We start from the raw sequence: 25,169 nt of genomic DNA on the forward strand, positions 1-25,169 counted from the left end.
ACGCAGCATTACGTGGCTAGATAAAAGACGATGTTATGCCCACCGGGTGACTATCCAGATATTTTCAGATTGCAGACAGGCGGCAACTGAGCACATTCCCCGTAGATGACCGGGAAGATAAAGTTGCTGCTTTTTCTGCTGCCTGAAAAGGGTCGGGTGTAGAAGTTTTTCAAGACGATAAGGGTGTCAGGGTCCAATGAACGAACAATATTCCGCAATGCGAAGTAATGTCAGTATGCTCGGCAAACTGCTCGGGGATACGATTAAGGATGCGCTGGGTGAGAACATTCTCGACCGGGTGGAAACCATCCGTAAGCTCTCCAAGTCATCCCGTGCAGGTAATGACACTCATCGTAAGGAACTGCTTAATACGCTGCAAAACCTCTCCAATGATGAGTTATTGCCGGTAGCCCGCGCGTTTAGCCAGTTCCTTAACCTCACCAACGTGGCTGAGCAGTACCAGACCATTTCGCACAGCGGTGAAGGCGCCAATCATCCCGAACTGCTGAAAAAGACCTTTGAGACCCTGAAGCAGCAGAGTGACATCAGCGAAAGCGCTATCCGCGAGGCGATTGAGTCGCTGTCGCTGGAGCTGGTGCTGACCGCGCACCCGACCGAAATCACCCGCCGCACGCTGATTCACAAACTGGTAGAAGTGAACAGCTGTCTGAAACAGCTCGATCACAGCGACATTTCCGACTACGAGCGTAACCAGATTATGCGCCGTCTGCGCCAGCTGGTGGCGCAGGCCTGGCACACCGACGAGATCCGCAAATATCGCCCGACGCCGATCGATGAAGCCAAATGGGGCTTTGCGGTGGTCGAGAACAGCTTATGGGAAGGCGTACCCGCCTTTCTGCGCGAGCTGAACGAGCAGGTGGAAGAGGCGTTCGGGATGAAATTACCGGTTGATTTCGTGCCGGTGCAGTTCACCTCCTGGATGGGCGGCGATCGCGATGGCAACCCCAACGTCACGGCGGCGATTACCCGCCACGCGATGCAGCTGAGCCGCTGGAAAGCCGCCGATCTGTTCCTGCGCGATATTGGCGTGCTGATTTCCGAGCTGTCGATGTCCGAGTGCAGCGATGAAGTGCGCGAACTGAGCGGCGATCCGGAAGCGCTCGAACCTTATCGGGTGATCCTGAAACGTCTGCGCAGCCAGCTGCTGACTACCCAGGCGTTCCTTGAGCGTCGGCTGAAAGGCGAACGTCTGCCACGTCCGGCGGACCTGCTGGTCTCGAACGACCAGTTGTGGGACCCGCTGTATGCCATTTATCAGTCGCTGCAACAGTGCGGTATGAGCATCATCGCCAACGGCCAGCTGCTTGATACGCTGCGCCGCGTGAAGTGCTTTGGCGTACCGCTGGTGCGTATCGACCTGCGCCAGGAGAGCACCCGTCATACCGAAGCGATTGCGGAAGTGACCCGCTATCTTGGCCTTGGCGATTATGAAAGCTGGTCGGAAGCTGACAAACAGGCCTTCCTGATCCGCGAACTGAACTCAAAACGTCCGCTGCTGCCACGCAGCTGGGAACCCAGCGATGAGACGCGCGAAGTGCTGGAAACCTGCCGCGTTGCGGCTGAAGCACCGCAGGGCTCTATCGCAGCGTACGTTATCTCGATGGCGAAAACGCCGTCTGACGTACTGGCGGTTCATCTGCTGCTGAAAGAGGCGGGCATCACCTACGCCATGCCGGTAGCGCCCTTGTTTGAAACGCTCGATGACCTGAACAATGCCAATGATGTGATGAGCCAGCTGCTGAGCATTGACTGGTATCGCGGCTTTATTCAGGGCAAACAGATGGTGATGATTGGCTATTCTGACTCTGCGAAAGATGCCGGCGTAATGGCGGCCAGCTGGGCGCAATATCAGGCGCAGGATGCGCTGATCAAAACCTGTGAAAAAGCCGGGATTTCGCTGACGCTGTTCCACGGACGCGGCGGCACCATTGGCCGTGGCGGCGCACCGGCCCATGCGGCTCTGCTGTCACAGCCGCCGGGCAGCCTGCGTGGCGGTCTGCGCGTCACTGAACAGGGCGAGATGATCCGCTTCAAATATGGCTTACCGGAAGTCACTATCGCCAGCCTGTCGCTCTACACCGGCGCGATTCTTGAAGCAAACCTGATGCCGCCGCCGGAACCGAAACGTGAATGGCGCGACATTATGGATCAGCTCTCCGCCGACTCCTGTACGATGTATCGCGGCTATGTGCGTGAGAATGCGGATTTTGTGCCCTACTTCCGTTCGGCAACGCCGGAGCAGGAACTGGGTAAACTGCCGCTGGGCTCACGTCCGGCCAAACGCCGTCCGACCGGTGGCGTAGAGTCGCTGCGTGCGATTCCGTGGATTTTCGCCTGGACGCAAAACCGTCTGATGCTGCCCGCCTGGCTGGGTGCCGGTGCCGCGCTGCAACAGGCGATGGTAGCGGGCCATCAGGATCAGCTGGAAGCGATGTGCCGCGACTGGCCATTCTTCTCAACCCGTCTTGGTATGCTGGAGATGGTGTTCTCGAAAGCTGATCTATGGCTGGCGGAATATTACGATCAGCGTCTGGTAGAGAAATCCCTCTGGCCGCTGGGCAAACAGCTGCGCGATCAGCTGGATGCGGATATCAAAGCGGTGTTAACCATTGCCAACGACTCTCACCTGATGGCCGATGAGCCGTGGATTGCCGAGTCGATTGCACTGCGTAACGTCTATACCGACCCCCTTAACGTGCTGCAGGCGGAACTGCTGCACCGTTCACGTGCGCAGGAAGCCCGCGGAGATGAACCGGACGCACGCGTTGAGCAGGCATTAATGGTCACCATCGCCGGTGTGGCGGCAGGTATGCGCAACACTGGTTAAGCCGATACGGGCGTGACATCCGCGCCCGGTACTGATAATAAAAAAAGTCGGGATTATCCCGACTTTTTTACTGGCTGAAAGGGCGTCATTACGCTGCCGCGACGGCGGGACGCACACCCAGCGTATGGCAGATGGCATAACTCATTTCGGCGCGGTTCAGGGTATAGAAATGGAAATCTTTCACTCCTTCGCGCGACAGAATCTTCACCATATCCATCGCGATATTGGCACCCACCATTTTGCGCGTCTCGGCATCATCATCCAGACCGGCAAACATCGCATTCATCCAGCCCGGTACGCGTACGTTAGTCAGCGTGGCAAAGCGTTGCAGCTGTTTAAAGTTCGAGACCGGCAAAATGCCCGGCACAATTTCCACGTCGATGCCGGTTGAAACGCAGCGATCGCGGAAGCGTAAATAGCTTTCGACGTCGAAAAAGAACTGGGTGATTGCCCGGCTGGCACCGGCATCGATCTTCCGCTTCAGGTTGATTAAATCCGCCTGCGCGCTTTTGGCTTCGGGATGGACTTCCGGATAAGCCGCCACCGAAATATCAAAATCACCGACCTCTTTCAGCAGCGAAACCAGATCGCAGCCATACATATCGGGTTTACCGCCGCCCGGAGGCAGGTCACCGCGCAGCGCCACGATATGACGAATACCGTTATTCCAGTAATCCTGCGCGATGCTGCGCAGCTCTTCGCGTGTGGCATCGACACAGGTCAGATGCGGCGCCGCTTCCAGACCGGTGCGATCTTTAATCCCTTTGATAATGCTGTGGGTGCGATCGCGCTCGCCGGAATTTGCACCGTAGGTGACAGAAACAAATTTGGGTTTCAGGCTGCTCAGGCGATCGATTGAGGACCACAGCGTCTCTTCCATTTCGCTGGTGCGAGGCGGGAAAAATTCAAATGAGACATTAATTTGCCCGTTCAGCTCTGCCAGGCTCTGGTTTAGCGCTTCGCGCTGATTGGCATGAAAGAAACTCATCCTGCACCCTCATCGATCACATCGGTTAACTAACGGCCTGCAAACATCCATACGTTTAGACGTCCAGATGTTCAAAATGACGCAATCCTGCGTCAGCGTCAACTAAAAAATGATCAACGGCGCGGATAAATATTCATTCAGGATGAGGGAAATTCACGATGAGCACAGAGAGAGAATCAAACAGGCGCCGAAGCGCCTGAAAGAAGAGAGAAAGAAAGGATTACAGCAGTTGTGCCAGGCGATTGATATCTGACTGAATGGCGCCCGCGGTCACATCGCGTCCCGCGCCCGGGCCACGAATCACCAGCGGATTATCACGGTACCAGCGGCTTTCAATGGCAAACACGTTATCGCACGGCAGCAACGCAGAGAGCGGATGCTCCGGGCGGACGGCTTCAACACCGACACGGGCTTTACCGTTGCCATCAAAGCGGGCAACGTAGCGCAGCACCAGCCCTAATTCCTGCGCGGCTTCCAGCCGTTGCAGCATCTGTTCATTCAGCTCTTCCCCGTTTTCAAAGAAATGGTCGATAGAGCCCTGCTGACAGTTATCCGGCACCAGCGATTCAACGCGCACCTGATCCGGTTCGATGTCATAACCCGCTTCGCGTGCCAGAATCACCAGCTTGCGCATCACGTCCTGTCCGGAGAGATCGACACGCGGATCGGGCTCGGTTAAGCCCTGCTGCCACGCCTGATCCACCAGCTCAGTGAACGGCACGGTGCCGTCAAACTGCAGGAACAGCCACGACAGCGTGCCGGAGAAGATACCGCTAATCGACAGGATGGTATCACCACTGTCACGCAGATCGCGCACCGTGTAGTTAATCGGCAGACCCGCGCCGACCGTCGCGTTGTATAACCAGTGGCGACCGGTTTTGGTAAAGGCATCACGAATTTGCCGCCACGTCTGGCTGTCAGAGGCACCAGCTACCTTATTGGCGCTGATGACGTGAAAACCGTGGCTGGCGAAATCGAGATACTGCTGCGCCAGCGGCGTGCTGGCGGTTACGTCCAGCACCACCAGGTCGTCAAACGGGTGCGCCCGCATCCACAGGAACAGCGACTCTTCATCACGCTCAACGGCTTCGTCATCAAAAAAGGCCAGCGCCCGACTGGCGTCCAGTCCCTCATAGCTCAGCAGGCTGCGGCAGCTATCCGCCACACCGGCCAGCACAAATTCAAATCCGGTACGCGCCGACAGCGTTTCCTGATCGCGCGCGAACAGTTCCAGCCAGCGTGAACCGATGTTGCCTTTACCAAACAGCATCAGCCCGATGCGCTTTTCAGCCCGGAACAGCGACTGATGCAATCCCTGAATCAGATGCTGAGTCGGACCGACGCGCAGCACCGCCACTACGCTGATGTGCTGCTCTGACTGCCAGATAAACTCCACCGGCTGATCTTTTAACTGCTGCCAGAAACGATGGGTATGCAGCGGGTTACGGGTGACGCCCGCGCCCACCAGCGCCACCAGCGCCAGCCCGTCGCGGAGCTGCAGATGGCCCGGAAAACCGGCATCCTGCAGCAGCGTAAAGGCGCTGTTAACCACTTCTGAGGTGTAGCAGAGCTGCAATAACTGACGATCGGGATGGACGCCAACGGCCAGCGGGCGCAGCTGGGCGCGCTTCAGTAGCAGATCGATCTCTTTATGCAGAATGGCAAAATCGTGCTGCTCCGGCAGCTGGATCTCAATCAGGCACACGTCATCGTGACTGGTCACAATACGGGCGCCGGTACCAGACGCCAGCACCCGCTCAATACGGGTCGATCCCTGTTCCGGCTGGTAGCTACAGCGCAGTTGCAGATCGATGTCGCTGCCTGAAACCGGCTGCAGAGTGCGGGTGTGCAGCACCGGCGCAGCCAGACGCGCCAGTTCACTGGCTTCATCCAGCCTTAACAGCGGCAGCAAACAGGCATCCGAAACTTTACGCGGATCGGCACTGTAGACGCCCGCCACATCACTCCAGATGGTGACGCGGCCAACACCGGCCAGCGCGCCAATCTGCGTTGCAGAATAGTCGGAACCGTTACGTCCGAGCAGCACCGTTTCACCGGCATCGTTCCGGCTGATAAAGCCGGTCACCACGATGCGCTTGTGAGGATGCTGCGCCAGCAGGGTTTGCAACAGCGGCCATGACTTGCCTTCATCCACCTGCGGTTGCGCGGCGCGTTCAGCCCGCAGAAAGTCGCGTGCATCGAGCCAGCAGGCCTGCATATCGCGCTGGTTCAGCACCGCTGACATCAGACGGGCCGACCAGACTTCACCGTGCCCTACCACTTCCGCATAGACCGCGTCAGTCAGCGTGCCATCCAGCAGGGCGGCCAGCTTTTCCAGATCGCGGATAAAAGCGGTCACTAAAGGTTCTGCGACCTCAGCAGGCAGCAGCGCGCTAATCAGCTCGCTTTGATAACGCCGTAAAGCCTGTTGCACCTGGTGCGCGGAGAGCCGATCGCTCTGGCTGAGCTTCAGCCAGTTAATCAGCTGGTTGGTGGTCGAGCCCGCCGCCGACACCACCATCATGTCACCCGGCTGGCTGTAATCCGCCATGATGCTGGCCACGCGCTGATAGCAGCGCGCATCCGCCAGGCTACTGCCGCCAAATTTATGCAACTGCCTGATATCCGGCGTGCCCGCACCTGCTGAAATCGTCATGCTTAACCCTCGGCTGCGATCCGGAATGCATTATCCAGATCGGCAATTAAATCTTCGTGATCTTCGATGCCGACAGAAACACGCAACAGCGTGTCGGAGATGCCCGCTGCAGCACGCGCTTCTGCCGACATTCCCGCATGCGTCATGGTCGCGGTGTGGGAGATCAGACTCTCCACGCCGCCCAGCGATTCCGCCAGCGTAAATAGCCGCAACGCTTTCAGGAAGCGGCGCAGCAGGGCTTCGTCACCATCGACTTCGAAGCTCAGCATCGCGCCAAAGCCGCGTTGCTGTCGCGCTGCATGTTCGTGTCCGGCGTTTTCCGGCAGCGAAGGATGATACAACTTTTTGACCTGTTTCTGTTGCTTCAGGTAATCAACAATCGCTAATGCGTTGCGTTGCGCCGCGGCCATGCGTGGCGCTAAGGTACGGATGCCGCGCAGCAGCAGATAACTGTCAAAGGCCGAACCGGTGACGCCAATATTGTTGGCCCACCACGCCAGATCGGTCGCCAGCTGAGGATCTTTGGCGATCACCGCGCCGGCCACCACATCGGAGTGACCATTGAGGTATTTGGTGCAGGAGTGAATCACCAGATCGGCTCCCAGCGCCAGTGGATTCTGTAACGCCGGACTCATAAAGGTGTTATCCACCACGCTAATGGCACCGGCATCGCGAGCCGCCGCACAAATCGCGCTGATATCAACCACCCGTAACAGCGGATTGCTGGGGCTTTCGATCAGCACCAGCTTCGGTTTCTCATCCAGCGCGGCCTGCAGCGCATTCAGATCGCCCTGATCGACAAATTTCACCCGATAAGCGCCGCGCTTGCTCAGGCTGTCAAACAGCCGGTAGCTGCCGCCATAACAATCGTGTGGCGCCACCAGCAGGTCGCCAGGCTTCAGGAACACCGTCGTCACCAGGTGAATAGCCGACATCCCGGTATTGGTTAATACCGCACCGGCACCGCCTTCCAGTTCAGCCAGCGTCCGCTGCACCACGTCGCGGGTCGGATTCCCACGGCGCGAATAGTCATGGGCGCGGGGCTCGTTGAAATCGAGAAAGTTATAGGTGCTGGAGAGGTGAATCGGTGGGACAACACAGCCATATTGCTCGTCATCATTCAAACCGCTGCGTACTGCGATGGTTGCCTGTTTGCGCGTCATGGGACTTATTGTTCCTGAAATGTGAAATGTTGAGGCACAGGATATCACCCCTTAATTAGACGTCAATACATCTGGACATCTAAATGTCTTTGCGTATAGATTGAGCAGAAAGGCAATAACCGCTAAAATTATGCGTCATCGCCTGGCGCTCACCCGGTCGTTAAGCCGCTGTGAGCGAAGAAAACCCGCCATATCAGGGGTCAGGCAGGAAAAAATCAGGCATAATCCGCTGATTTCCTCACATTTAACGTTTATTAATTAAGGTATCCCATGGCTGAATGGAACGGCGAATATATCAGCCCGTACGCCGAGCACGGTAAGAAGAGCGAGCAGGTCAAGAAGATTACGGTTTCTATCCCCTTGAGCGTGCTGAAGATTTTAACGGATGAGCGTACTCGTCGTCAGGTGAATAACCTGCGTCACGCGACGAACAGTGAGCTGCTGTGCGAAGCGTTTTTGCATGCTTTTACCGGTCAGCCACTGCCAGATGATGTCGATTTGCGTAAAGAGCGCAGCGATGAGATTCCGGAAGAAGCGAAAAAGATCATGCGCGACATGGGTATCGATCCTGATACCTGGGAGTATTAATCCGCCAGGCCTGTTTCGCTTAACGTCGCTGTGTTTCAGATGAGCAGAGCCCGCACCGGGATGCTGCTCATCTGGCCTATCACGCCGCTGACTCCTCCTTAATCGTCACCTTCCCTCTCATTTTGATTTTTCCTGTCTGAATGTCGCAGAGAAAATAATAGCCATCAAAGTTTTACATTATCGCAATATTTTTGTTCCAATATGGGATCGCATTCAATCCGGTAATGGAGGAATTACTATTGTTCATAATTACCTGACTCCGTAAAATTTTCCAAAAAAAGCGAATATTTTACAGGAATACGATGGCATCAATTTATCTGACAAAAAAACATAAAAACCTTTCGCCCGTTATTATTATATTTACCATTATAATCTTCATTTTTTCTGACCGGACACAAGCTGCGCCGGTACTGGAAGAAAAAAACAGTGCAACTCATGCACTTTTACAGGATCGGATACGCAAAGAGCAGTTAATTCCTAAACCGCAGCAAACACCCTCTGAAAAACAGACTGCCGGGCATGAGGAAATTCGCTTCCCGAATGAAGCGATCTGCTACAGGATCGATAAAGTTAATTTAAAGCCGGATAGCGAAAAACTTCACCTTGAAAAATTAAGCTATTTTACTGCTCAGGCCGAAGGAAAATGTCTCGGCATTGCGGGCATCAGACTGCTGGCAAAAACTCTGCAAAACGAAATAATCAGGCTGGGATATATTACCACGCGAGTTAACCTACCCGATCAGAACCTTTCAGCTCATACATTAAATTTTGAAATTAATGCGGGTAAGGTGGGCAATATCGTCGTCAATAAAGCAAGCGGCGATTATATCAACCTCGGTAATACGTTACCGCTAAAAGAGGGCGATATACTCGAACTTGGCGATCTTGAACAGGGCAGCCTGAATCTGCAGCGCGTACCGGGTTCGCAGGTCAGGATCAATGTGTTGCCGGGTCGTGAAAAAGGCGAGAGTGATATTCATATCCGGCGCGAACAGGATAAATACTGGCAGGTGGGAGCGTGGATCAATGATGCAGGCTCGGTCGCAACCGGCCGTTACCAGGCAGGCGGTGCGCTCTATTTCAATAACATCACCTCGATGAGTGATACTTTCTACCTGTCATATGGCCATGACATTGCCCCAGGGCATACGGTTAAAGGCAACAGTAATCAGTCTGTGGGTTATTCCATCCCGTGGGGTTACTGGTGGCTCGATCTTTACGCCAGCCAGAGTCAGTATCAGCAATACATCACCGGTAACTGGGCCAGCTGGCGATTAAATAATAAAAATCGTTATTACAGCGCTCAGCTTAATCGTTTGCTCTCACGCACCGTGCATCAGACCACCACGGCGGGCCTGCAAATCTTTAATACCGAAGCGCGCTATTCTCTCAATGAGGTCGATCTCGTCAGCATGCATAAAAGAAATGCGGGCTGGAAAGCGGTGCTGCAACATCAGATCCGCTACGATAATGCCGGTCTGGCCGCCAGCCTGAGTTATCAAAAGATGATGCCATGGTTTAATAGCAGCCACACGGCTGAGCAGCAATACCGGCTCATCGATAAAGAAGGCAGGATTGTCACCTTCGATCTGGAAGGCTCAGTTAACTTTCGCCTGTACGACAACTGGCTCAACTATTCTCCTCATCTCAGCCTGCAATATTCGCCCGATAAACTTTCTTCTCTTGATCGCTTTTCGCTGGCAAATCGCTGGACCGTGCGCGGTTTCGATGGCGAAAACACCCTTCAGGACAATAAGGGATGGTACTGGCGTAACGACATCAGCTGGCTATTCCCCGGCAAGCCGGTGCAACCTTATATCGGCCTTGATGCAGGCCAGGTTTATGGTCATTACAGCCAGCAATATTACACCGGTAAAACCGTCATCGGCAGCGTGATCGGCTTACGGGGCCAATACCAGCAAACGTACATTGATATTTTTGCTGGCACACCACTTAAAAAACCACAGTCATTTCATACTGACCCACTTACGCTGGGTTTCTCATTACAATGGAAATATTAAAAAAAGGAGGATGATCTTAATTTCATCGCAGATTACAAACATTTAAAAACATTAATTCATTAAAGGGTAAACATGAAAAAGCATAAAATCAGCCTGTTATTTCTGGCCACATTAGCCACGCTTTGCAGTTCGTCCGCTTTTGCTGCATTGAATAGTTACACTCATGCCAACGGATCGACTGTCATTAATATCAATCAAGCGGATGCCAATGGTCTGTCGCATAATATGTACCAAAATTTCAATGTGACAAATAAGGGAACCATCATTAACAACAGCACCACAGATTTGGTGCGTGAAAGCGGCAATATTGCGCGTAATAGCAATCTGGATCGCTCTGCCAGTCTCATTCTTAATGAAGTCATTTCCAAAAGCCCATCTGCACTCAACGGATTTATTGAAGTTGCTGGTCAGAAAGCGGATGTGATCATTGCCAACCCGAACGGAATTAGCTGTTCTGGCTGTAGCTTTATCAATACCGGACGCGCGACGTTAACAACGGGGACCCCAACCTTCAGCGATGGTACATTAACCGGCTTCAAAGTCGCTAAAGGCACGATAGCTGTTAACGGTAAAGGTCTGAAAGGGGCCGATTACACCGACCTGCTGGCGAAAAAGATTAATATTCAGGGCATGATTGAAACCAGCCAGTTGAACGCGATTGCGGGAACCTATGATTACGATATCGCCTCTGCTCAGGTGACTGCGAATGGCAACACACGGCTGTTCAGTAACAGTATAGATGTGAGCGAACTGGGTGGTGCAACGGCAGGTATTATTCAATTGCAGACCACTGAGGCGGGAGCGGGAGTCAACAACAGTGGCATCCTCAACGCCAGCGGCCTTTATATCGCCTCTAATGGCGCGCTGACTAACAGCGGTACCCTGCAAAGTGGCGTCATCAGTGCGTCAGCCATCAACGGGATCACCAATAAAGGGCATCTTTCTTCAGCTCAGACAGCGCTGCAGTCGTCCGGCACATTTAATAACAGCGGTACCATTGAGGCCACTGATTATATTAATGTCGTCAGTGCAGGAAAATTTTCCAACAGTGAAAACGCGCAAATTACGGCAGCAGGTAATATCAACGTCGTTTCTATCGCCGGTGATATTGAGAATACCGGTAAAATCAGTGCCGGAAAAACTCTGGTGATGCAGACCGGCTATGGTTCAGTTGACGGAACGATGACCGCCATCGCTAACACCCGTCTGCTCAACTCTGGCTCGCTTCAGGCAGGTAATATCAGTCTGAATGCGGTTAAAGAGATTAATCTGTCATCGGGTGGAGAGGTCACCACACCAGGCACAGCTTATCTTTCAGCGTCAAAAGTTTCGAATGCTGCGACCCTGACCGGCCAGAACACCTCGATTGTGGCTAATGAAGTGCAGAATAGCGGCCTCATGCAGACCACCGGAACGTTAAGCGTCTATGGTAAAAACGACATCCTGAATACCGGCACCTTAAAAGCGGGCACGCTGGCGCTGACAACGGATGAGAAAATCAGCAATTCGTCCTGCATATTGTGGGTATTGTGCACCAAAGGCACCATGGAGGCGGATAAGATCACCATCACCGCACCCAAAATCGCGAGTCTCAGCGATCTGGATGGTCACTATTCCACGCAGACACTTGAGCTGAATAAGCCTGCTACTTCTTCAGAACCGGCCTCCAGCCTGTAGCCGGTGGTAAGACAGAAATAAAAAAACCCAGCCGAAGCTGGGTTTTTTCTTGCCGCCGAACCCGCAGGTTCAGGTGCCTTTTAATCTTATTTTTTAGCGCCTGGCACGCTGAAACGCTTGTTAAAGCGGTCAACACGGCCACCAGTTGCCACTTCACGCTGCTTACCGGTATAGAACGGGTGGCATTTGCCACAAACGTCCAGGTTCAGTTCGTGAGTCAGTGTTGAACGGGTGTGAATCTCGTTGCCGCAGGTACATTTGATAGTAACTGCTTCGTATTTCGGGTGAATACCTTGTTTCATGGGAAACCTCATATAAGGCCGTGTCGCTCTCCGTGCCAGGTCAGAACCTGCACAGCACCACACGCGGTGAACAGTAAAGGGTGTACTCCGGCAAGATCTTTCTCACCGAAGGCGCAACATTATACAGCTAACTTTCGCCTGCTGCAAATTTATGCTGAGATACCCGCCACCGGGGTCAGCGTGTACACTAGCTTCCCCGATTGATTGAGCCGGAAAGAGATCGCTATGCCCGTTGTTCAGGTTGCCCTGCCCGTCCCGTTGCCCCGCCTGTTTGACTATCTGCCGCCGCTGGGCGCGCAGCCGGTGATTGGCGGTCGCGTGAGCGTGCCGTTCGGCAACCGCAGGATGATCGGCATCGTGGTTGCACTGCGCGACAGTAGCGATCTGCCGGAAGCGCAGCTAAAGCGCGTGGCGGAGGTGCTGGACAGTGAGACGCTCTATCCGGCGTCGTTGTGGCGCATCCTCAACTGGGCCGCCAGCTACTACCATTCACCGCTCGGGGAAGTGCTGAGCCATGCGATCCCGGTGTTGCTGCGTCAGGGTAAACCGGCGCAGGACAATCCGTTATGGCAATGGGTCATCACCGAACAGGGTCGCGCCACCGCGCCTGAAACGCTGAAGCGCGCCCCAAAACAGCAACAGGCGCTGGCCGCGCTGCGTCAGCGACCGCTCTACCGTCATCAGGTGAGTGAACATGATCTGACAGATGCGGCGATGCAGGCGCTACGGGCAAAAGGCTTATGCGATCTGCATGAGCATCAGCCACAGATGCATGACTGGCGCACCACCTTCGCGGTCAAAGGCGAGCGCCTGCGGCTGAATACCGATCAGGCGATGGCGGTGGGCGCAATTCGGGCCGAAGATGAACAGTACGCCGCCTGGCTGCTGGCAGGTATCACCGGTTCCGGTAAAACAGAAGTTTATCTCAGCGTGCTGGAAAATGTGCTGGCGCGCGGCAGGCAGGCGCTGGTGCTGGTGCCGGAGATTGGCTTAACCCCGCAAACCATCGCCCGTTTCCGTGAGCGCTTTGATGCGCCAATCGATGTACTCCACTCCGCCTTAAATGACAGTGAGCGGCTGGCGGTCTGGCTGCGCGCGCGACGGGGCGAAACCGCCATCGTGATCGGCACCCGCTCGGCATTGTTTACCCCGCTGGCCCGTCCTGGGGTGATCATTATTGATGAAGAGCACGACAGCTCCTATAAACAGCAGGAAGGCTGGCGCTATCAGGCGCGCGATCTGGCGGTGTTTCGCGCCCATGAAGAGAACATCCCGATAGTGATGGGGTCGGCAACCCCGGCACTGGAGACGCTGCACAATGTTCGCAGCGGTAAATATCGCCAGCTCGACCTGACGAAACGGGCCGGGAATGCCAGACCGGCGCTACAACAGCTGATCGACCTGAAAGGCGTGCAGCTGACGGGCGGGCTGGCACCGGCGCTGATCGGCAAAATGCGTCAGCATTTACAGGCTGACAATCAGGTGCTGCTGTTTCTCAACCGGCGCGGCTTTTCGCCGGCGCTGTTGTGTCACGATTGCGGCTGGATTGCCGAATGTACGCGTTGCGATCGCTACTACACGCTGCACCAACACCATCGCCAGCTACGCTGCCACCATTGCGACAGCCAGCGTCCGCTGCCGAATCAGTGTCCGCAGTGCGGCTCGACACATTTATTACCGGTTGGCGTCGGCACCGAGCAGCTGGAGCAGCAACTCGGGACGCTGTTTCCCGGCATTCCGGTGTCACGCATCGATCGCGATACCACCAGCCGCAAAGGCGCGCTGGAGCAGCATCTGGCCGATGTCCATCGCGGTGGCGCCCGCATCCTGGTCGGTACCCAGATGCTGGCGAAAGGTCACCATTTCCCTGATGTCACGCTGGTCTCGCTGCTGGATGTCGATGGCGCGCTATTCTCGGCTGATTTTCGCGCTGCTGAGCGGTTTGCCCAGCTCTACACCCAGGTTGCCGGTCGCGCCGGTCGTGCCGGTAAACAGGGCGAAGTGCTGTTGCAGACCCATCATCCGGAACATCCGCTGCTGCAGACTCTGCTGCATAAAGGCTATTTTGCCTTCGCCCAGCAGGCGCTGCTGGAGCGCCAGGCGGTGTTCCTGCCGCCGTGGAGTCGCCATGCCCTGTTCCGGGCGGAAGATATGGATAATCAGCAGGCTGCAGAATTTCTGCAGCAGCTGCGAAATCTGCTGGAGTCGAGCCCGCTGAATGACAGCTCGATGTGGTTTATGGGCCCGCTGCCCGCTTTGCAACCCAAACGCAGTGGCCGCTGGCGCTGGCAGTTACTGCTCCAGCATCCTTCGCGTCAGCGTCTGCAACAGTTACTCAGCAGTTCCCTGCCGCTGGTTTCGACCCTGCCCGCCGCGCGCAAAGTAAAATGGACGCTGGATATCGATCCCACCGAGAGCTGAAGCGGATGACTCTGCGAGCCAGATCGAAAAAAGTCGCATAAGTCACAATTTTTATGCAAATTAAGTAACAACCAGCCGGGCAATCGTTAACAATGTTGCCCGGCTTGCTTTTTGGACAGGCAAAACAGAATCGAACGCGCCATAACGCGTCAGGAGCATGTGTTGGAGCAGAATCAACAACCGCCCGCCGCCACTATGAAAGACGTTGCGGAAAAAGCGGGCGTCTCAACCGCCACCGTTTCGCGTGCGCTGATGAACCCGGAGAAAGTTTCAGCCGCAACCCGTCAAAAGGTTGAGCAGGCGGTAGCGGCAGTGGGATATGCGCCGCACGGGCTGACGCGTAATGCCCGCCGTAACGATACCCAGACCATTCTGGTGATTGTTCCCGACATCTGCGATCCCTTCTTCAGCGAAATCATTCGCGGCGTCGAAGTTACGGCGGCCGAAGAGGGCTATCTGGTGCTGATTGGCGACTGCGCGCACCAGAATCAACAGGAAAGAACCTTTCTCAATCTGATGGTCACGCGACAGATTGATGGCATGGTGCTGCTTGGTTCACAGCTGCCCTTTGATGCCAGCGTCGATGAGCAGCGTAATTTGCCGCCAATGGTGATGGCGAATGAGTTTGCCCCGGAAATGTCGCTGCCCACTGTTCACATTGATAACCTGACCGCCGCGTTTGAAGCGGTCAATCATCTGCTTCAGCTGGGGCACCGGCAAATTGCCTGTATCGCCGGGCCAGAAGAGATGCCGCTCTGTCAGTATCGTCTGCAGGGGTATGTTCAGGCGTTGCGCCGCAGCAGCCTGACGGTCGATCCTACCTATATTGTGCGCGGCGATTTTACCTTTGACGCGGGCGTGGCGGCGATGAAGCAGCTGCTGTCATTGCCACAGCCGCCGCGAGCCCTGTTCTGCCACAGCGATATTATGGCGCTCGGCGCGATGAATCAGGCCAGGCGCAGCGGACTGCGGATACCGGAAGACCTGTCGGTAGTCGGGTTTGATGATATTGAGCTGTCGCGTTACTGCGAGCCGCCGCTGACCACGGTAACACAGCCGCGCTATCAGATTGGTCGTGAAGCGATGCTGCTGCTGCTGGATGAGTTGCAGGGTAAACGCGTCAGCAGTGGATCACGGCTGCTGGATGCCGGGCTGACGATTCGTGGCAGCACCGCGCCAGCAAAAAAGCGTGAAAAATAAGCGTAATCCTGTGCTTTTTTCAGTAGATTCTTAAGGCGAACACCGCTGGTCAAAGTTCCGACCCTTGAGTAACATGGCGGACTCCTTGCCGGGCGCGTGAAAACGATCGATTCGCCCATTTGGCACTATTTTTTGAAGGGTATCAGAACGAGAGTGGCACAAAAAGATTATGTAGGCCGCGGGCGTTCAACAGGGACGCGTCGCAAAAAAAGCCCCAGCCGTGGCAAGAAGAGTAAAGGCGGTTCGGGAACATCAAAATTGATGATTGTACTGGCGGTTGCGGTGTTGGTGACCTTTGCCGGTGGTTTATGGTTCCTGGCGCATCACAAAAAAGAGGACGTGCCGGTCATTACGGATCATAAAGCCAACGGTAATGGCTTACCGCCTAAGCCGGAAGAGCGCTGGAAGTACATCAAAGAGCTGGAAAATCGTCAGGTTACGGTGCCGACGCCTATCGAACCCTCTTCGGGCGGTGAAGTGAAGTCTCAGACTCAGCTGACGGACGAGCAGCGCCAGTTGTTAGAGCAGATGCAGGCCGACATGCGTCAGCAGCCCACGCAACTGAACGAAGTGCCGTGGAACGAACAGACGCCGGCTCAGCGTCAGCAGACGCTACAGCACCAGCAGCAGTTGCAACAGCTGCAACGTCAGCAGCAGCAGGACCAGCAGCAGCAACAACGCCAGCAGCTGCAGGCGCAGCAACGTCAGTTGCAGTTACAACAGCAGCAGCAACGTCAGCAACAGCAGTTGCAGCAACAACAACGTCAGCAGCAGCAGCAGCAGCAAAACGTACAACGCCAGGCGCAGCCTGCACCGATTACGCGTGAACCGGTATCACCACCGAAACCGCAGGAAACGGCGAAAGCCAAACCGGCAGAGAAAGCCTCTTCTCAGCGCTGGATGGTGCAGTGTGGCTCCTTTAAAGGCACAGACCAGGCCGAATCAGTCCGTGCCGGCTTAGCCTTTGAAGGTTTTGAAAGCCGGATTACTACCGGCGGTGGCTGGAATCGCGTGGTGATTGGTCCCTATAAAGATCGCGCCACCGCTGACAGCACCCTGAAACGCCTGCGCAGTTCCGGCCACTCCAGCTGTATTCCGCTCGCCGTCGGGGGTTGAAACCCGTCAAACCCGCCCCATATCTGTTTGCATGATCCTCCGCGCCCGGTGCGCGGAGCCTTTTTCCGAATGCAACAAGGGGTCTGCCCGTGACAACAATAGTAAGTGTACGACGCAACGGCCAGGTAGTGATTGGCGGTGATGGCCAGGCTACGCTGGGCAATACCGTAATGAAAGGCAACGTTAAAAAAGTGCGTCGTTTATACAACGATAAAGTGATCGCTGGCTTCGCTGGCGGCACTGCAGATGCCTTCACCCTATTCGAACTCTTCGAACGTAAACTGGAAATGCATCAGGGTCACCTGGTGAAAGCGGCGGTTGAGCTGGCCAAAGACTGGCGTACTGACCGCATGCTGCGCCGCCTTGAAGCATTACTGGCGGTCGCCGATGAGTCAGCGTCGCTGATCATCAGCGGCAACGGTGATGTCATCCAGCCTGAAAATGATCTGATCGCCATCGGTTCCGGTGGTCCTTTCGCCCAGGCAGCAGCCCGTGCGCTGCTGGAAAATACCGAAATGGGTGCACGCGACATCGTCGAGAAATCGCTGAACATCGCGGGTGATATCTGCATCTACACTAACCATAACGTTAATTTCGAAGAATTACCGTCCAAGGCGTAAGGATTAAAACATGTCTGAGATGACTCCACGCGAAATCGTCAGCGAGCTGAACCGTTTTATCATCGGCCAGGACAGCGCTAAGCGCGCCGTGGCTATTGCGCTGCGCAACCGCTGGCGCCGCATGCAGCTTGACGAAGAGCTGCGCCATGAAGTGACACCTAAAAACATCCTGATGATCGGCCCGACCGGTGTCGGTAAAACCGAGATCGCTCGTCGACTGGCTAAACTGGCCAACGCGCCGTTTATCAAAGTTGAAGCGACGAAGTTCACCGAAGTGGGCTATGTCGGTAAAGAAGTGGACTCAATCATCCGCGATCTGACCGACTCCGCGATCAAAATGGTGCGCAGTCAGGCGATTGAAAAGAACAAATACCGTGCTGAAGAGATGGCGGAAGAGCGCATTCTTGATGTGCTGATCCCACCGGCAAAAAATAACTGGGGCCAGCCAGAGCAGGCACCTGAGCCGTCAGCCGCCCGCCAGTCTTTCCGCAAAAAGCTGCGTGAAGGCCAGCTGGATGATAAAGAGATTGAGATCGACCTGGCCGCCAGCGGTCCGGGCGTTGAGATCATGGCCCCTCCAGGCATGGAAGAGATGACCAGCCAGCTGCAGTCGATGTTCCAGAACCTCGGCGGTCAGAAACAGAAACCACGCAAGCTGAAGATCAAAGAAGCGATGAAGCTGCTGGTGGAAGAAGAAGCGGCCAAACTGGTGAACCCGGAAGAGCTGAAGCAGGAAGCGATTGAGGCGGTCGAGCAGCACGGAATCGTGTTTATCGATGAGATCGACAAAATCTGTAAGCGCGGCGGCCAGAACGCCGGCGGCCCGGATGTCTCACGCGAAGGGGTTCAGCGCGACCTGCTGCCGCTGGTTGAAGGCTGTACGGTTTCGACCAAACACGGCATGGTGAAAACTGACCACATCCTGTTTATCGCTTCAGGCGCTTTCCAGGTGGCCAGCCCATCCGATCTGATCCCGGAACTGCAGGGTCGTCTGCCAATCCGTGTCGAACTGCAGGCACTGACGGTAAATGATTTCGAGCGCATCCTGACTGAACCGAACGCGTCGGTCACCGTGCAGTATAAAGCGCTGATGAACACCGAAGGCGTGAATATCGACTTCACCGATGACGGTATCCGTCGTATCGCTGAAGCGGCCTGGCAGGTCAACGAAACCACCGAAAACATCGGTGCGCGTCGTCTGCATACGGTGCTGGAGCGTCTGATGGAGGATATCTCCTATGACGCCAGCGATCGCCACGGCGAATCGGTCACCATTGATGCTGAGTATGTCGGTAAGCATCTGGATGAACTGGTGGCGGATGAAGACCTGAGCCGCTTCATCCTGTAATCGAGCCGATCAGCATTTTTCTAAAGCCCAGCCATCCGGTTGGGCTTTTTTATGCATGCTCTTGATGCAACGCTGCTTTTTTCCACTGATGATTTTGCCAACAATCAGCATAAAGCGATATACTTACCGCTCCTGTGGCAAACAGACGAAACCCTTATGAAATACGATACATCTGAACTCTGCGACATCTACCATGAAGAAGTGAACGTTGTTGAACCGCTTTTTTCAAATTTTGGTGGGCGCACTTCATTCGGTGGTCAGATTACCACAGTGAAATGCTTTGAAGACAACGGCTTACTTTACGACCTGCTGGAAGAAAACGGCCGTGGTCGGGTGCTGGTGATTGATGGCGGCGGCTCGGTCCGTCGCGCACTGGTCGATGCCCAGCTGGCGCGCCTGGCAGCCACTAACGAGTGGGAAGGCCTGGTGATCTACGGTTCGGTCCGTCAGGTTGATGAGCTGGAAGAGCTGGAGATCGGCATTCAGGCTATCGCGGCGATTCCGGCGGGCGCAGCCGGTGAAGGGATTGGTGAGAGCGATGTGCGCGTCAATTTTGGCGGCGTCACCTTCTTTTCCGGCGACCATCTCTATGCCGATAACACCGGCATCATCCTGTCAGAAGACGCGCTGGACCTCGAATAACGCCAGCAATGAAAAACGGGTGCCTTAGCACCCGTTTTTCACGTCAGCTGAGGCTTCAAACCTCTTCCATTTTTCCCAGCAATGCACGCAGACGTTCCTGCCATACGTGTTGCTCTTCTTTCAGGTGCTGATTTTCACGCATCAGCGCGTCGTGGTTGCCCGCGAATTGTTGCGCATCGTTACGCAGTGAGTTGTTCTGCTCTTTCAGCTCTTCGATTTCCATCTGCAACAGGGTGATGGTATCAATCGCCTGCTGTACTTTCGCTTCCAGTTTCTCAAACACTTCAAATGACATCTTTCTGACCTCTCCTAAATTCCTGCAAGGCGTTGATGATGCCAGCGTAAGCCAGCAACGTTGTCCCGATTGTATGTAGCCTCACCCCGCAAGTCCAGCAACGCGGGCGCGCCGGGCGCAGTCTGTAACACTTTTCAGCCAATCCCTAAGATTCCGCTGCGCTTATTGCGGCTGCGCTTTTGCTGCCCGTGTCCGCTGCCGCAATCCGGGTCGAATGATGATTAAAGAAAACCGAAACACGCGAAAACGCGCATTTTTATGACACAGTACACAAAAAACGATTTCGCTATTTCTCGTTTATGTTCGTTAACGATAAATTCACAACAGCCCTACAATAAAGCTGGGTGACTCATGGACTGAGAACAAAAACTGATAAAATTTAACCTCGCTTCAGGAACAATATTATGAGTCAGACAACTAACACGCTCAAAGGTCAGTGTATTGCCGAATTTCTGGGGACCGGCTTGATCATTTTCTTTGGTGCAGGCTGTGTGGCTGCACTGAAACTCGCCGGTGCCGCCTTCGGTCAGTGGGAAATCTGTATTATCTGGGGCCTGGGTGTTTCCATGGCTGCCTACCTTACCGCCGGCATTTCAGGTGCGCATCTGAATCCGGCAATCACCGTTGCGCTGTGCCTGTTTGCCAATTTTGAAGGACGTAAGGTCGTACCTTATATCGTGTCACAGGTGGCTGGCGCTTTCTGTGCTGCGGCGCTGGTGTACGGTCTCTACTACAGCCTGTTTATCGACTACGAGCAGAGCCATCAGATGGTGCGCGGTACGGTTGAAAGCCTCGACCTGGCAGGCATCTTCTCTACCTACCCTAACCCGCACATCGGCGTGGGCCAGGCTTTCCTGGTTGAGATGGTGATCACCGCGGTATTAATGGCGGTCATCATGGGCCTGACGGATGACGGCAACGGCATTCCACGCGGTCCGCTGGCACCGCTGCTGATCGGCCTGCTGGTGGCGATTATCGGTGGCGCGATGGGTCCACTGACCGGCTTCGCCCTGAACCCGGCACGTGATTTCGGACCAAAGATCTTCGCATGGCTGGCAGGCTGGGGTAACGTTGCCTTTACCGGCGGTCGTGACATTCCTTACTTCCTCGTGCCGATTTTTGGCCCGCTGGTTGGCGCCTGCCTGGGTGCAGTCGGTTATCGCGTACTGATTGCCCGTTACCTGCCAGGTACCGCTCAGGAACCGGCCAGCGTTCCAGCAGAAAAACCGGTTGCGCGCGCTCAGCAGCGTAAAGCGTAAGTTTCACCTTTTATCATCAGGACTGAATTTATGACTACCACCGATAAAAAATATATTGTCGCGCTCGATCAGGGCACAACCAGCTCACGCGCCGTCGTTCTTGACCACGACTCCAATATCGTCGCGGTATCGCAGCGCGAATTTACCCAGATCTACCCGAAAGCGGGCTGGGTTGAACATGATCCAATGGATATCTGGGCTTCACAAAGCTCAACGCTGGTTGAAGTGCTGGCACATGCCGACATCCGCTCTGATGAGATCGCGGCAATCGGTATCACCAACCAGCGCGAAACCGCTATCGTCTGGGAAAAAGAGACCGGTAAGCCAATTTACAACGCCATCGTCTGGCAGGACCCGCGTACCGCTGATTACTGCCACAAACTGAAGAAAGAGGGTCTGGAAGAGTATATCCAGCACACTACCGGTCTGGTGATTAACCCTTATTTCTCCGGAACCAAAGTGAAGTGGATTCTGGATCACGTTGAAGGCTCGCGTGAGCGTGCGAAACGTGGCGAGCTGCTGTTCGGTACCGTCGATACCTGGCTGGTCTGGAAAATGACCCAGGGCCGGGTGCATATCACCGACTACACCAACGCCTCCCGTACTATGATGTTTAACATTCATAAGCTGGAGTGGGATCAGCGTATGCTGGATATCCTGGATATCCCGCGTGAAATGCTGCCAGAAGTGAAGTCCTCTTCTGAAGTCTATGGTCAGACCAACATCGGCGGTAAAGGCGGTACACGTATTCCTATCGCCGGGATTGCCGGTGACCAGCAGGCTGCGCTGTATGGCCAGCTCTGTGTACAGCCTGGCATGGCGAAAAATACCTACGGCACCGGCTGCTTTATGCTGATGAACACCGGTACTGAAGCGGTGACCTCAACGCACGGCCTGCTGACCACTATTGCCTGTGGCCCGCGCGGTGAAGTGAACTATGCACTGGAAGGGGCTGTGTTTATCGGTGGTGCCTCTATTCAGTGGCTGCGCGATGAGATGAAGCTGATCAGTGAAGCTGCTGACTCTGAATACTTCGCGATGAAAGTGAAAGACACCAACGGCGTTTACATGGTGCCTGCTTTCACCGGCCTGGGCGCACCTTACTGGGACCCGTATGCCCGTGGTGCGATTTTCGGCCTGACCCGTGGTGCCAACGCTAACCACATCATCCGTGCGACGCTGGAGTCTATCGCTTATCAGACCCGTGACGTGCTGGAAGCGATGCAGAATGATGCCAACACCCGCCTGCAGGCGCTGCGTGTCGATGGTGGCGCGGTTTCCAACAACTTCCTGATGCAGTTCCAGTCTGACATCCTCGGCACCCGTGTTGAGCGTCCGGAAGTGCGTGAAGTCACCGCGCTGGGTTCTGCTTATCTGGCGGGTCTGGCGGTCGGCTTCTGGCAGGATCTGGATGAAGTCCGCTCGAAAGCGGTTATCGAGCGTGAGTTCCGCCCAAGCCTGGAAACCACCGAGCGTAACTTCCGTTATGCTGGCTGGAAGAAAGCCGTTGCCCGCGCCCAGGCGTGGGAAGATCAAGAGTAAGATCAAAGCCCGCGACCGTTGCTGTCGCGGGCCTTTTCCCCGCCCTGCTGCCCCGCTGTGTTACACTGCCTGCCTGTTTTTTGTCAGGTAGATGCCATGAAACGAGAACTTGCGATTGAATTTTCCCGCGTAACCGAAGCTGCCGCCCTGGCAGGCTATCACTGGTTAGGACGCGGCGACAAAAATGCGGCCGACGGTGCCGCTGTCCATGCCATGCGACACGTACTCAACTCGATTGAAATTGACGGTCAGATTGTGATCGGTGAAGGCGAAATCGATGAAGCGCCGATGCTCTATATCGGTGAGAAAGTCGGCACCGGGCGCGGCGATGCGGTCGATATCGCGGTCGATCCGATTGAAGGCACCCGCATGACGGCCCTCGGTCAGGCGAACGCCCTGGCGGTGATGGCCGTCGGCGACAAAGGCAGCTTTCTCCATGCGCCCGACATGTACATGGAAAAGCTGATTGTCGGTCCGGCAGCGCGCGGAAAGATCGATCTCGACCTGCCGCTGGAAACCAACCTGCGCAATATCGCCGTCGCGATGAACAAACCGCTGGCGCAGTTAACCGTGTCGATTCTGGCGAAGCCGCGCCATGACGCCGTGATCGCCGGGCTGCAGCAGCTTGGCGTACGGGTCTTTACCTTCCCTGATGGCGACGTGGCGGCCTCTATTCTGACCTGTATGCCGGACAGCGAAGTGGATGTGATGTACGGCATCGGCGGCGCACCGGAAGGCGTGGTGTCAGCGGCGGTGATCCGCGCGCTGGACGGCGATATGCAGGGCCGCTTACTGCCGCGCCATCAGGTTAAAGGCGACAGCGCAGAGAACCGGCGGCTCGGCGAGCAGGAGCTGCAGCGCTGCGCGGAGATGGGCATTGAAGCGGGTAAAGTGCTGGCGCTGGATGAGATGGCGCGCAATGACAATGTGGTGTTTGCCGCCACCGGCATTACCAGTGGCGACCTGCTAAAGGGCATCACCCGTCAGGGCAATATCGCCACCAGTGAAACCCTGCTGATTCGCGGTAAGTCGCGCACCATTCGCCGTATCCAGTCGATTCACTACCTCGACCGTAAAGATCCGGCGCTGCATCCGTTTATCCTGTAACCGGCTGGTTGCCGCGCTCCGGCTGACGTGAGAGCGGCAACCAGCACAGCAGCATCACCAGCGCCGTGAAGAACATCAGCATGCCGAGGCTGAACTGATCGCGCTGCGGCATCATGGCTGACAGCCACGCCACCAGGCCCGATCCCAGGTTCTGCATCCCGCCAATCAGCGCGCCCGCGCTACCCGCCAGCCAGGCGTAGGGTTCCATTGCGCCCGACGTCGCCAGTGGAAACAGCATCCCCGCGCCAAAGAAGAACAGCGCAGCCGGCACCAGCAGCGTCCAGATATTCATTACGCCGAACCAGGCCGGGATCCACATCAGCACGCCTGCCAGCAGGCAGCTATTCACGCCCCACCACATCAGGCTATGCCAGGAGCCCTGCTCGCGGCCAGCAAACCAGGCGCCAAAAAACGCCGCCGGAATGGGCAGGATAAACAGAATGCTGACGGTCAGGCTGTTCAGGCCGAGCACGCCGCCCAGCAACACGCCACAGCTCGATTCAAACACCGCAATGCCCGCCAGCGCGCCAATCAGCAACACAATGTAGCGGACAAAATTGACGTCACTGAGCAAGCGAACATAGCGTTTAAAGAACGGCGTCACTTCGGCACTGTAGGGTCGGGTTTCCGGCAGCCAGCGTGCCATCGAGCCGGTTACGGCCAGACAGAGCAGCAGCAGGAAGGCGAAGCAGGCATGCCAGCCAAACAGCTGAGTCAGCAGTGCGCCAATCACCGGAGCCAGCAGCGGGCTGACCAGAATCCCCATATTGAGCAGGCTGTTGGCGCGGCGCAGCGCGTGTCCCTCGTAGAGATCGCGCGGCATAGTACGGGCCATCACGCCCGCAACGCCGGTTCCCAGTCCCTGCACCGCGCTGCCGAGCACCAGCATATCAAGCGACGTCGCCATCAACGCGGTGATCGCGCCGATCATAAAGATCATCATGCCCGCCAGGATCACCGGCCGGCGTCCGACGCTGTCTGACAGCGGACCGTAGATCAGCTGCGATCCGCCATAGGTCATTAAATAGGCTGCCATCACTCGCTGCAGCGCACCATCACGTACGTGAAGTGCGTCAGCCATCGCGGCCATCGCCGGGACATAGATGGTCTGCGCCATCTGTCCCACCGCCACCAGCACAATCAACATCACCAGCAAAGGGCGGTTTTCCAGTTTATTCTTCATGATTGAGTAACATTTCGGTCTGAGAAAAGGGGTTAAAACAGCCGTTAACCGGCTGGATACTTCGTTATGGCGGGAAAAATATCAGGATTAAATGACAAAGCGAGAGGATGCCGAAAAGGGCCGGACTTGCGCCCGTCAAGTTTATGCGCCAGCTTGTAAAGGTAACGCAACAGTTTGTCGATTAGAGCCTTTG

General features: G+C 55.6%; 19 protein-coding genes and 1 pseudogene. 14 read left to right on the top strand and 6 right to left on the bottom strand.

Translation table 11 applies throughout. The annotated features are described in order from the left end of the window. Positions 1–196 precede the first annotated feature (196 nt). The gene (gene ppc, locus ACX3P5_RS18130) at positions 197–2,848 is read left to right on the top strand and encodes a phosphoenolpyruvate carboxylase (RefSeq protein ID WP_458969076.1); all 2,652 of its coding nucleotides are present in this window, start codon (positions 197–199) and stop codon (positions 2,846–2,848) included. A gap of 88 nt (positions 2,849–2,936) precedes the next feature. Here the strand turns inward: ppc and metF are convergent, their stop codons facing one another. From metF to metB, 3 genes are all read right to left on the bottom strand, one after another. After that, entirely contained in the window at positions 2,937–3,836 is a 900-nt protein-coding gene (metF, locus tag ACX3P5_RS18135; RefSeq protein WP_233986219.1) for a methylenetetrahydrofolate reductase, read from the bottom strand. Between the two features lie 220 nt (positions 3,837–4,056). Continuing rightward, entirely contained in the window at positions 4,057–6,492 is a 2,436-nt protein-coding gene (locus tag ACX3P5_RS18140) for a bifunctional aspartate kinase/homoserine dehydrogenase II (RefSeq protein ID WP_233986022.1), read from the bottom strand. 2 nt (positions 6,493–6,494) lie between these two features. Beyond that, a complete protein-coding gene (gene metB / locus ACX3P5_RS18145) occupies positions 6,495–7,655 on the bottom strand; it encodes a cystathionine gamma-synthase (RefSeq protein WP_233986020.1) in 1,161 nt (386 codons plus the stop codon). A 270-nt stretch (positions 7,656–7,925) separates the two neighbouring features. Here metB and metJ point away from each other — a divergent pair, with 270 nt between their 5' ends. From metJ to ACX3P5_RS18165, 4 genes and pseudogenes are all read left to right on the top strand, one after another. Further along, a complete protein-coding gene (metJ, locus tag ACX3P5_RS18150) occupies positions 7,926–8,243 on the top strand; it encodes a met regulon transcriptional regulator MetJ (RefSeq protein ID WP_003851225.1) in 318 nt (105 codons plus the stop codon). A gap of 302 nt (positions 8,244–8,545) precedes the next feature. Further along, a pseudogene (locus ACX3P5_RS18155) lies at positions 8,546–9,016 on the top strand (POTRA domain-containing protein); the annotation flags it as partial. Positions 9,017–9,031: 15 nt separating this feature from the next. Beyond that, the gene (locus tag ACX3P5_RS18160) at positions 9,032–10,264 is read left to right on the top strand and encodes a ShlB/FhaC/HecB family hemolysin secretion/activation protein (protein ID WP_458969198.1); all 1,233 of its coding nucleotides are present in this window, start codon (positions 9,032–9,034) and stop codon (positions 10,262–10,264) included. Positions 10,265–10,336: 72 nt separating this feature from the next. After that, the gene (locus ACX3P5_RS18165; protein ID WP_458969077.1) at positions 10,337–11,941 is read left to right on the top strand and encodes a filamentous hemagglutinin N-terminal domain-containing protein; all 1,605 of its coding nucleotides are present in this window, start codon (positions 10,337–10,339) and stop codon (positions 11,939–11,941) included. A gap of 86 nt (positions 11,942–12,027) precedes the next feature. On the opposite strand, the gene rpmE is transcribed toward ACX3P5_RS18165, so the two are convergent. Next, entirely contained in the window at positions 12,028–12,243 is a 216-nt protein-coding gene (gene rpmE, locus ACX3P5_RS18170) for a 50S ribosomal protein L31 (protein ID WP_003851227.1), read from the bottom strand. 225 nt (positions 12,244–12,468) lie between these two features. Here rpmE and priA point away from each other — a divergent pair, with 225 nt between their 5' ends. The 6 genes from priA to rraA all read left to right on the top strand — a co-directional run bounded on the left by priA (position 12,469) and on the right by rraA (position 19,590). Beyond that, on the top strand, positions 12,469–14,664 hold the full coding sequence (priA, locus tag ACX3P5_RS18175) for a primosomal protein N' (RefSeq protein ID WP_336757259.1): 2,196 nt from the start codon (positions 12,469–12,471) through the stop codon (positions 14,662–14,664). A gap of 162 nt (positions 14,665–14,826) precedes the next feature. Beyond that, on the top strand, positions 14,827–15,864 hold the full coding sequence (gene cytR, locus ACX3P5_RS18180) for a DNA-binding transcriptional regulator CytR (RefSeq protein ID WP_233986004.1): 1,038 nt from the start codon (positions 14,827–14,829) through the stop codon (positions 15,862–15,864). Positions 15,865–16,017: 153 nt separating this feature from the next. Next, on the top strand, positions 16,018–16,980 hold the full coding sequence (gene ftsN / locus ACX3P5_RS18185; protein WP_458969078.1) for a cell division protein FtsN: 963 nt from the start codon (positions 16,018–16,020) through the stop codon (positions 16,978–16,980). Positions 16,981–17,069: 89 nt separating this feature from the next. Next, entirely contained in the window at positions 17,070–17,600 is a 531-nt protein-coding gene (gene hslV, locus ACX3P5_RS18190; RefSeq protein ID WP_031377651.1) for an ATP-dependent protease subunit HslV, read from the top strand. Between the two features lie 10 nt (positions 17,601–17,610). Further along, on the top strand, positions 17,611–18,948 hold the full coding sequence (hslU, locus tag ACX3P5_RS18195) for an HslU--HslV peptidase ATPase subunit (protein ID WP_233985999.1): 1,338 nt from the start codon (positions 17,611–17,613) through the stop codon (positions 18,946–18,948). Positions 18,949–19,104: 156 nt separating this feature from the next. Further along, positions 19,105–19,590, top strand: a complete 486-nt coding sequence (gene rraA, locus ACX3P5_RS18200; RefSeq protein WP_009088032.1) for a ribonuclease E activity regulator RraA — start codon at positions 19,105–19,107, stop codon at positions 19,588–19,590. Between the two features lie 55 nt (positions 19,591–19,645). On the opposite strand, the gene zapB is transcribed toward rraA, so the two are convergent. Then, entirely contained in the window at positions 19,646–19,885 is a 240-nt protein-coding gene (gene zapB, locus ACX3P5_RS18205; protein WP_458969079.1) for a cell division protein ZapB, read from the bottom strand. Between the two features lie 404 nt (positions 19,886–20,289). On the opposite strand from zapB, the gene ACX3P5_RS18210 reads away from it, so the two are divergent. From ACX3P5_RS18210 to glpX, 3 genes are all read left to right on the top strand, one after another. Beyond that, positions 20,290–21,144 (top strand): MIP/aquaporin family protein, encoded by an 855-nt coding sequence (locus tag ACX3P5_RS18210; protein ID WP_094119932.1) that lies wholly within the window; start codon positions 20,290–20,292, stop codon positions 21,142–21,144. 30 nt (positions 21,145–21,174) lie between these two features. Continuing rightward, complete coding sequence (gene glpK, locus ACX3P5_RS18215) at positions 21,175–22,686, top strand: glycerol kinase GlpK (protein WP_233985997.1); 1,512 nt, start codon at positions 21,175–21,177, stop codon at positions 22,684–22,686. Positions 22,687–22,782: 96 nt separating this feature from the next. Continuing rightward, positions 22,783–23,793 carry a class II fructose-bisphosphatase gene (gene glpX / locus ACX3P5_RS18220; protein ID WP_233985995.1) on the top strand — a complete coding sequence of 337 codons (1,011 nt, stop codon included), beginning with the start codon at positions 22,783–22,785 and terminating at the stop codon, positions 23,791–23,793. Here the strand turns inward: glpX and emrD are convergent. Beyond that, positions 23,783–24,976, bottom strand: a complete 1,194-nt coding sequence (emrD, locus tag ACX3P5_RS18225) for a multidrug efflux MFS transporter EmrD (RefSeq protein ID WP_233985992.1) — start codon at positions 24,974–24,976, stop codon at positions 23,783–23,785. The genes glpX and emrD overlap by 11 nt on opposite strands. Positions 24,977–25,169 lie beyond the last annotated feature (193 nt).

The sequence above is a fragment of the Pantoea sp. S-LA4 genome (assembly GCF_054482835.1).

Bases quoted from the DNA above. Each gene is read 5' to 3' on its own strand.
- hslU (WP_233985999.1), top strand. From the start codon at position 17,611: ATGTCTGAGATGACTCCACGCGAAATCGTCAGCGAGCTGAACCGTTTT.
- ppc (WP_458969076.1), top strand. From the start codon at position 197: ATGAACGAACAATATTCCGCAATGCGAAGTAATGTCAGTATGCTCGGC.
- glpX (WP_233985995.1), top strand. From the start codon at position 22,783: ATGAAACGAGAACTTGCGATTGAATTTTCCCGCGTAACCGAAGCTGCC.
- priA (WP_336757259.1), top strand. From the start codon at position 12,469: ATGCCCGTTGTTCAGGTTGCCCTGCCCGTCCCGTTGCCCCGCCTGTTT.
- rraA (WP_009088032.1), top strand. From the start codon at position 19,105: ATGAAATACGATACATCTGAACTCTGCGACATCTACCATGAAGAAGTG.
- glpK (WP_233985997.1), top strand. From the start codon at position 21,175: ATGACTACCACCGATAAAAAATATATTGTCGCGCTCGATCAGGGCACA.
- ACX3P5_RS18165 (WP_458969077.1), top strand. From the start codon at position 10,337: ATGAAAAAGCATAAAATCAGCCTGTTATTTCTGGCCACATTAGCCACG.
- ACX3P5_RS18140 (WP_233986022.1), bottom strand. From the start codon at position 6,492: ATGACGATTTCAGCAGGTGCGGGCACGCCGGATATCAGGCAGTTGCAT.
- metB (WP_233986020.1), bottom strand. From the start codon at position 7,655: ATGACGCGCAAACAGGCAACCATCGCAGTACGCAGCGGTTTGAATGAT.
- metF (WP_233986219.1), bottom strand. From the start codon at position 3,836: ATGAGTTTCTTTCATGCCAATCAGCGCGAAGCGCTAAACCAGAGCCTG.
- ACX3P5_RS18210 (WP_094119932.1), top strand. From the start codon at position 20,290: ATGAGTCAGACAACTAACACGCTCAAAGGTCAGTGTATTGCCGAATTT.
- metJ (WP_003851225.1), top strand. From the start codon at position 7,926: ATGGCTGAATGGAACGGCGAATATATCAGCCCGTACGCCGAGCACGGT.
- rpmE (WP_003851227.1), bottom strand. From the start codon at position 12,243: ATGAAACAAGGTATTCACCCGAAATACGAAGCAGTTACTATCAAATGT.
- zapB (WP_458969079.1), bottom strand. From the start codon at position 19,885: ATGTCATTTGAAGTGTTTGAGAAACTGGAAGCGAAAGTACAGCAGGCG.
- emrD (WP_233985992.1), bottom strand. From the start codon at position 24,976: ATGAAGAATAAACTGGAAAACCGCCCTTTGCTGGTGATGTTGATTGTG.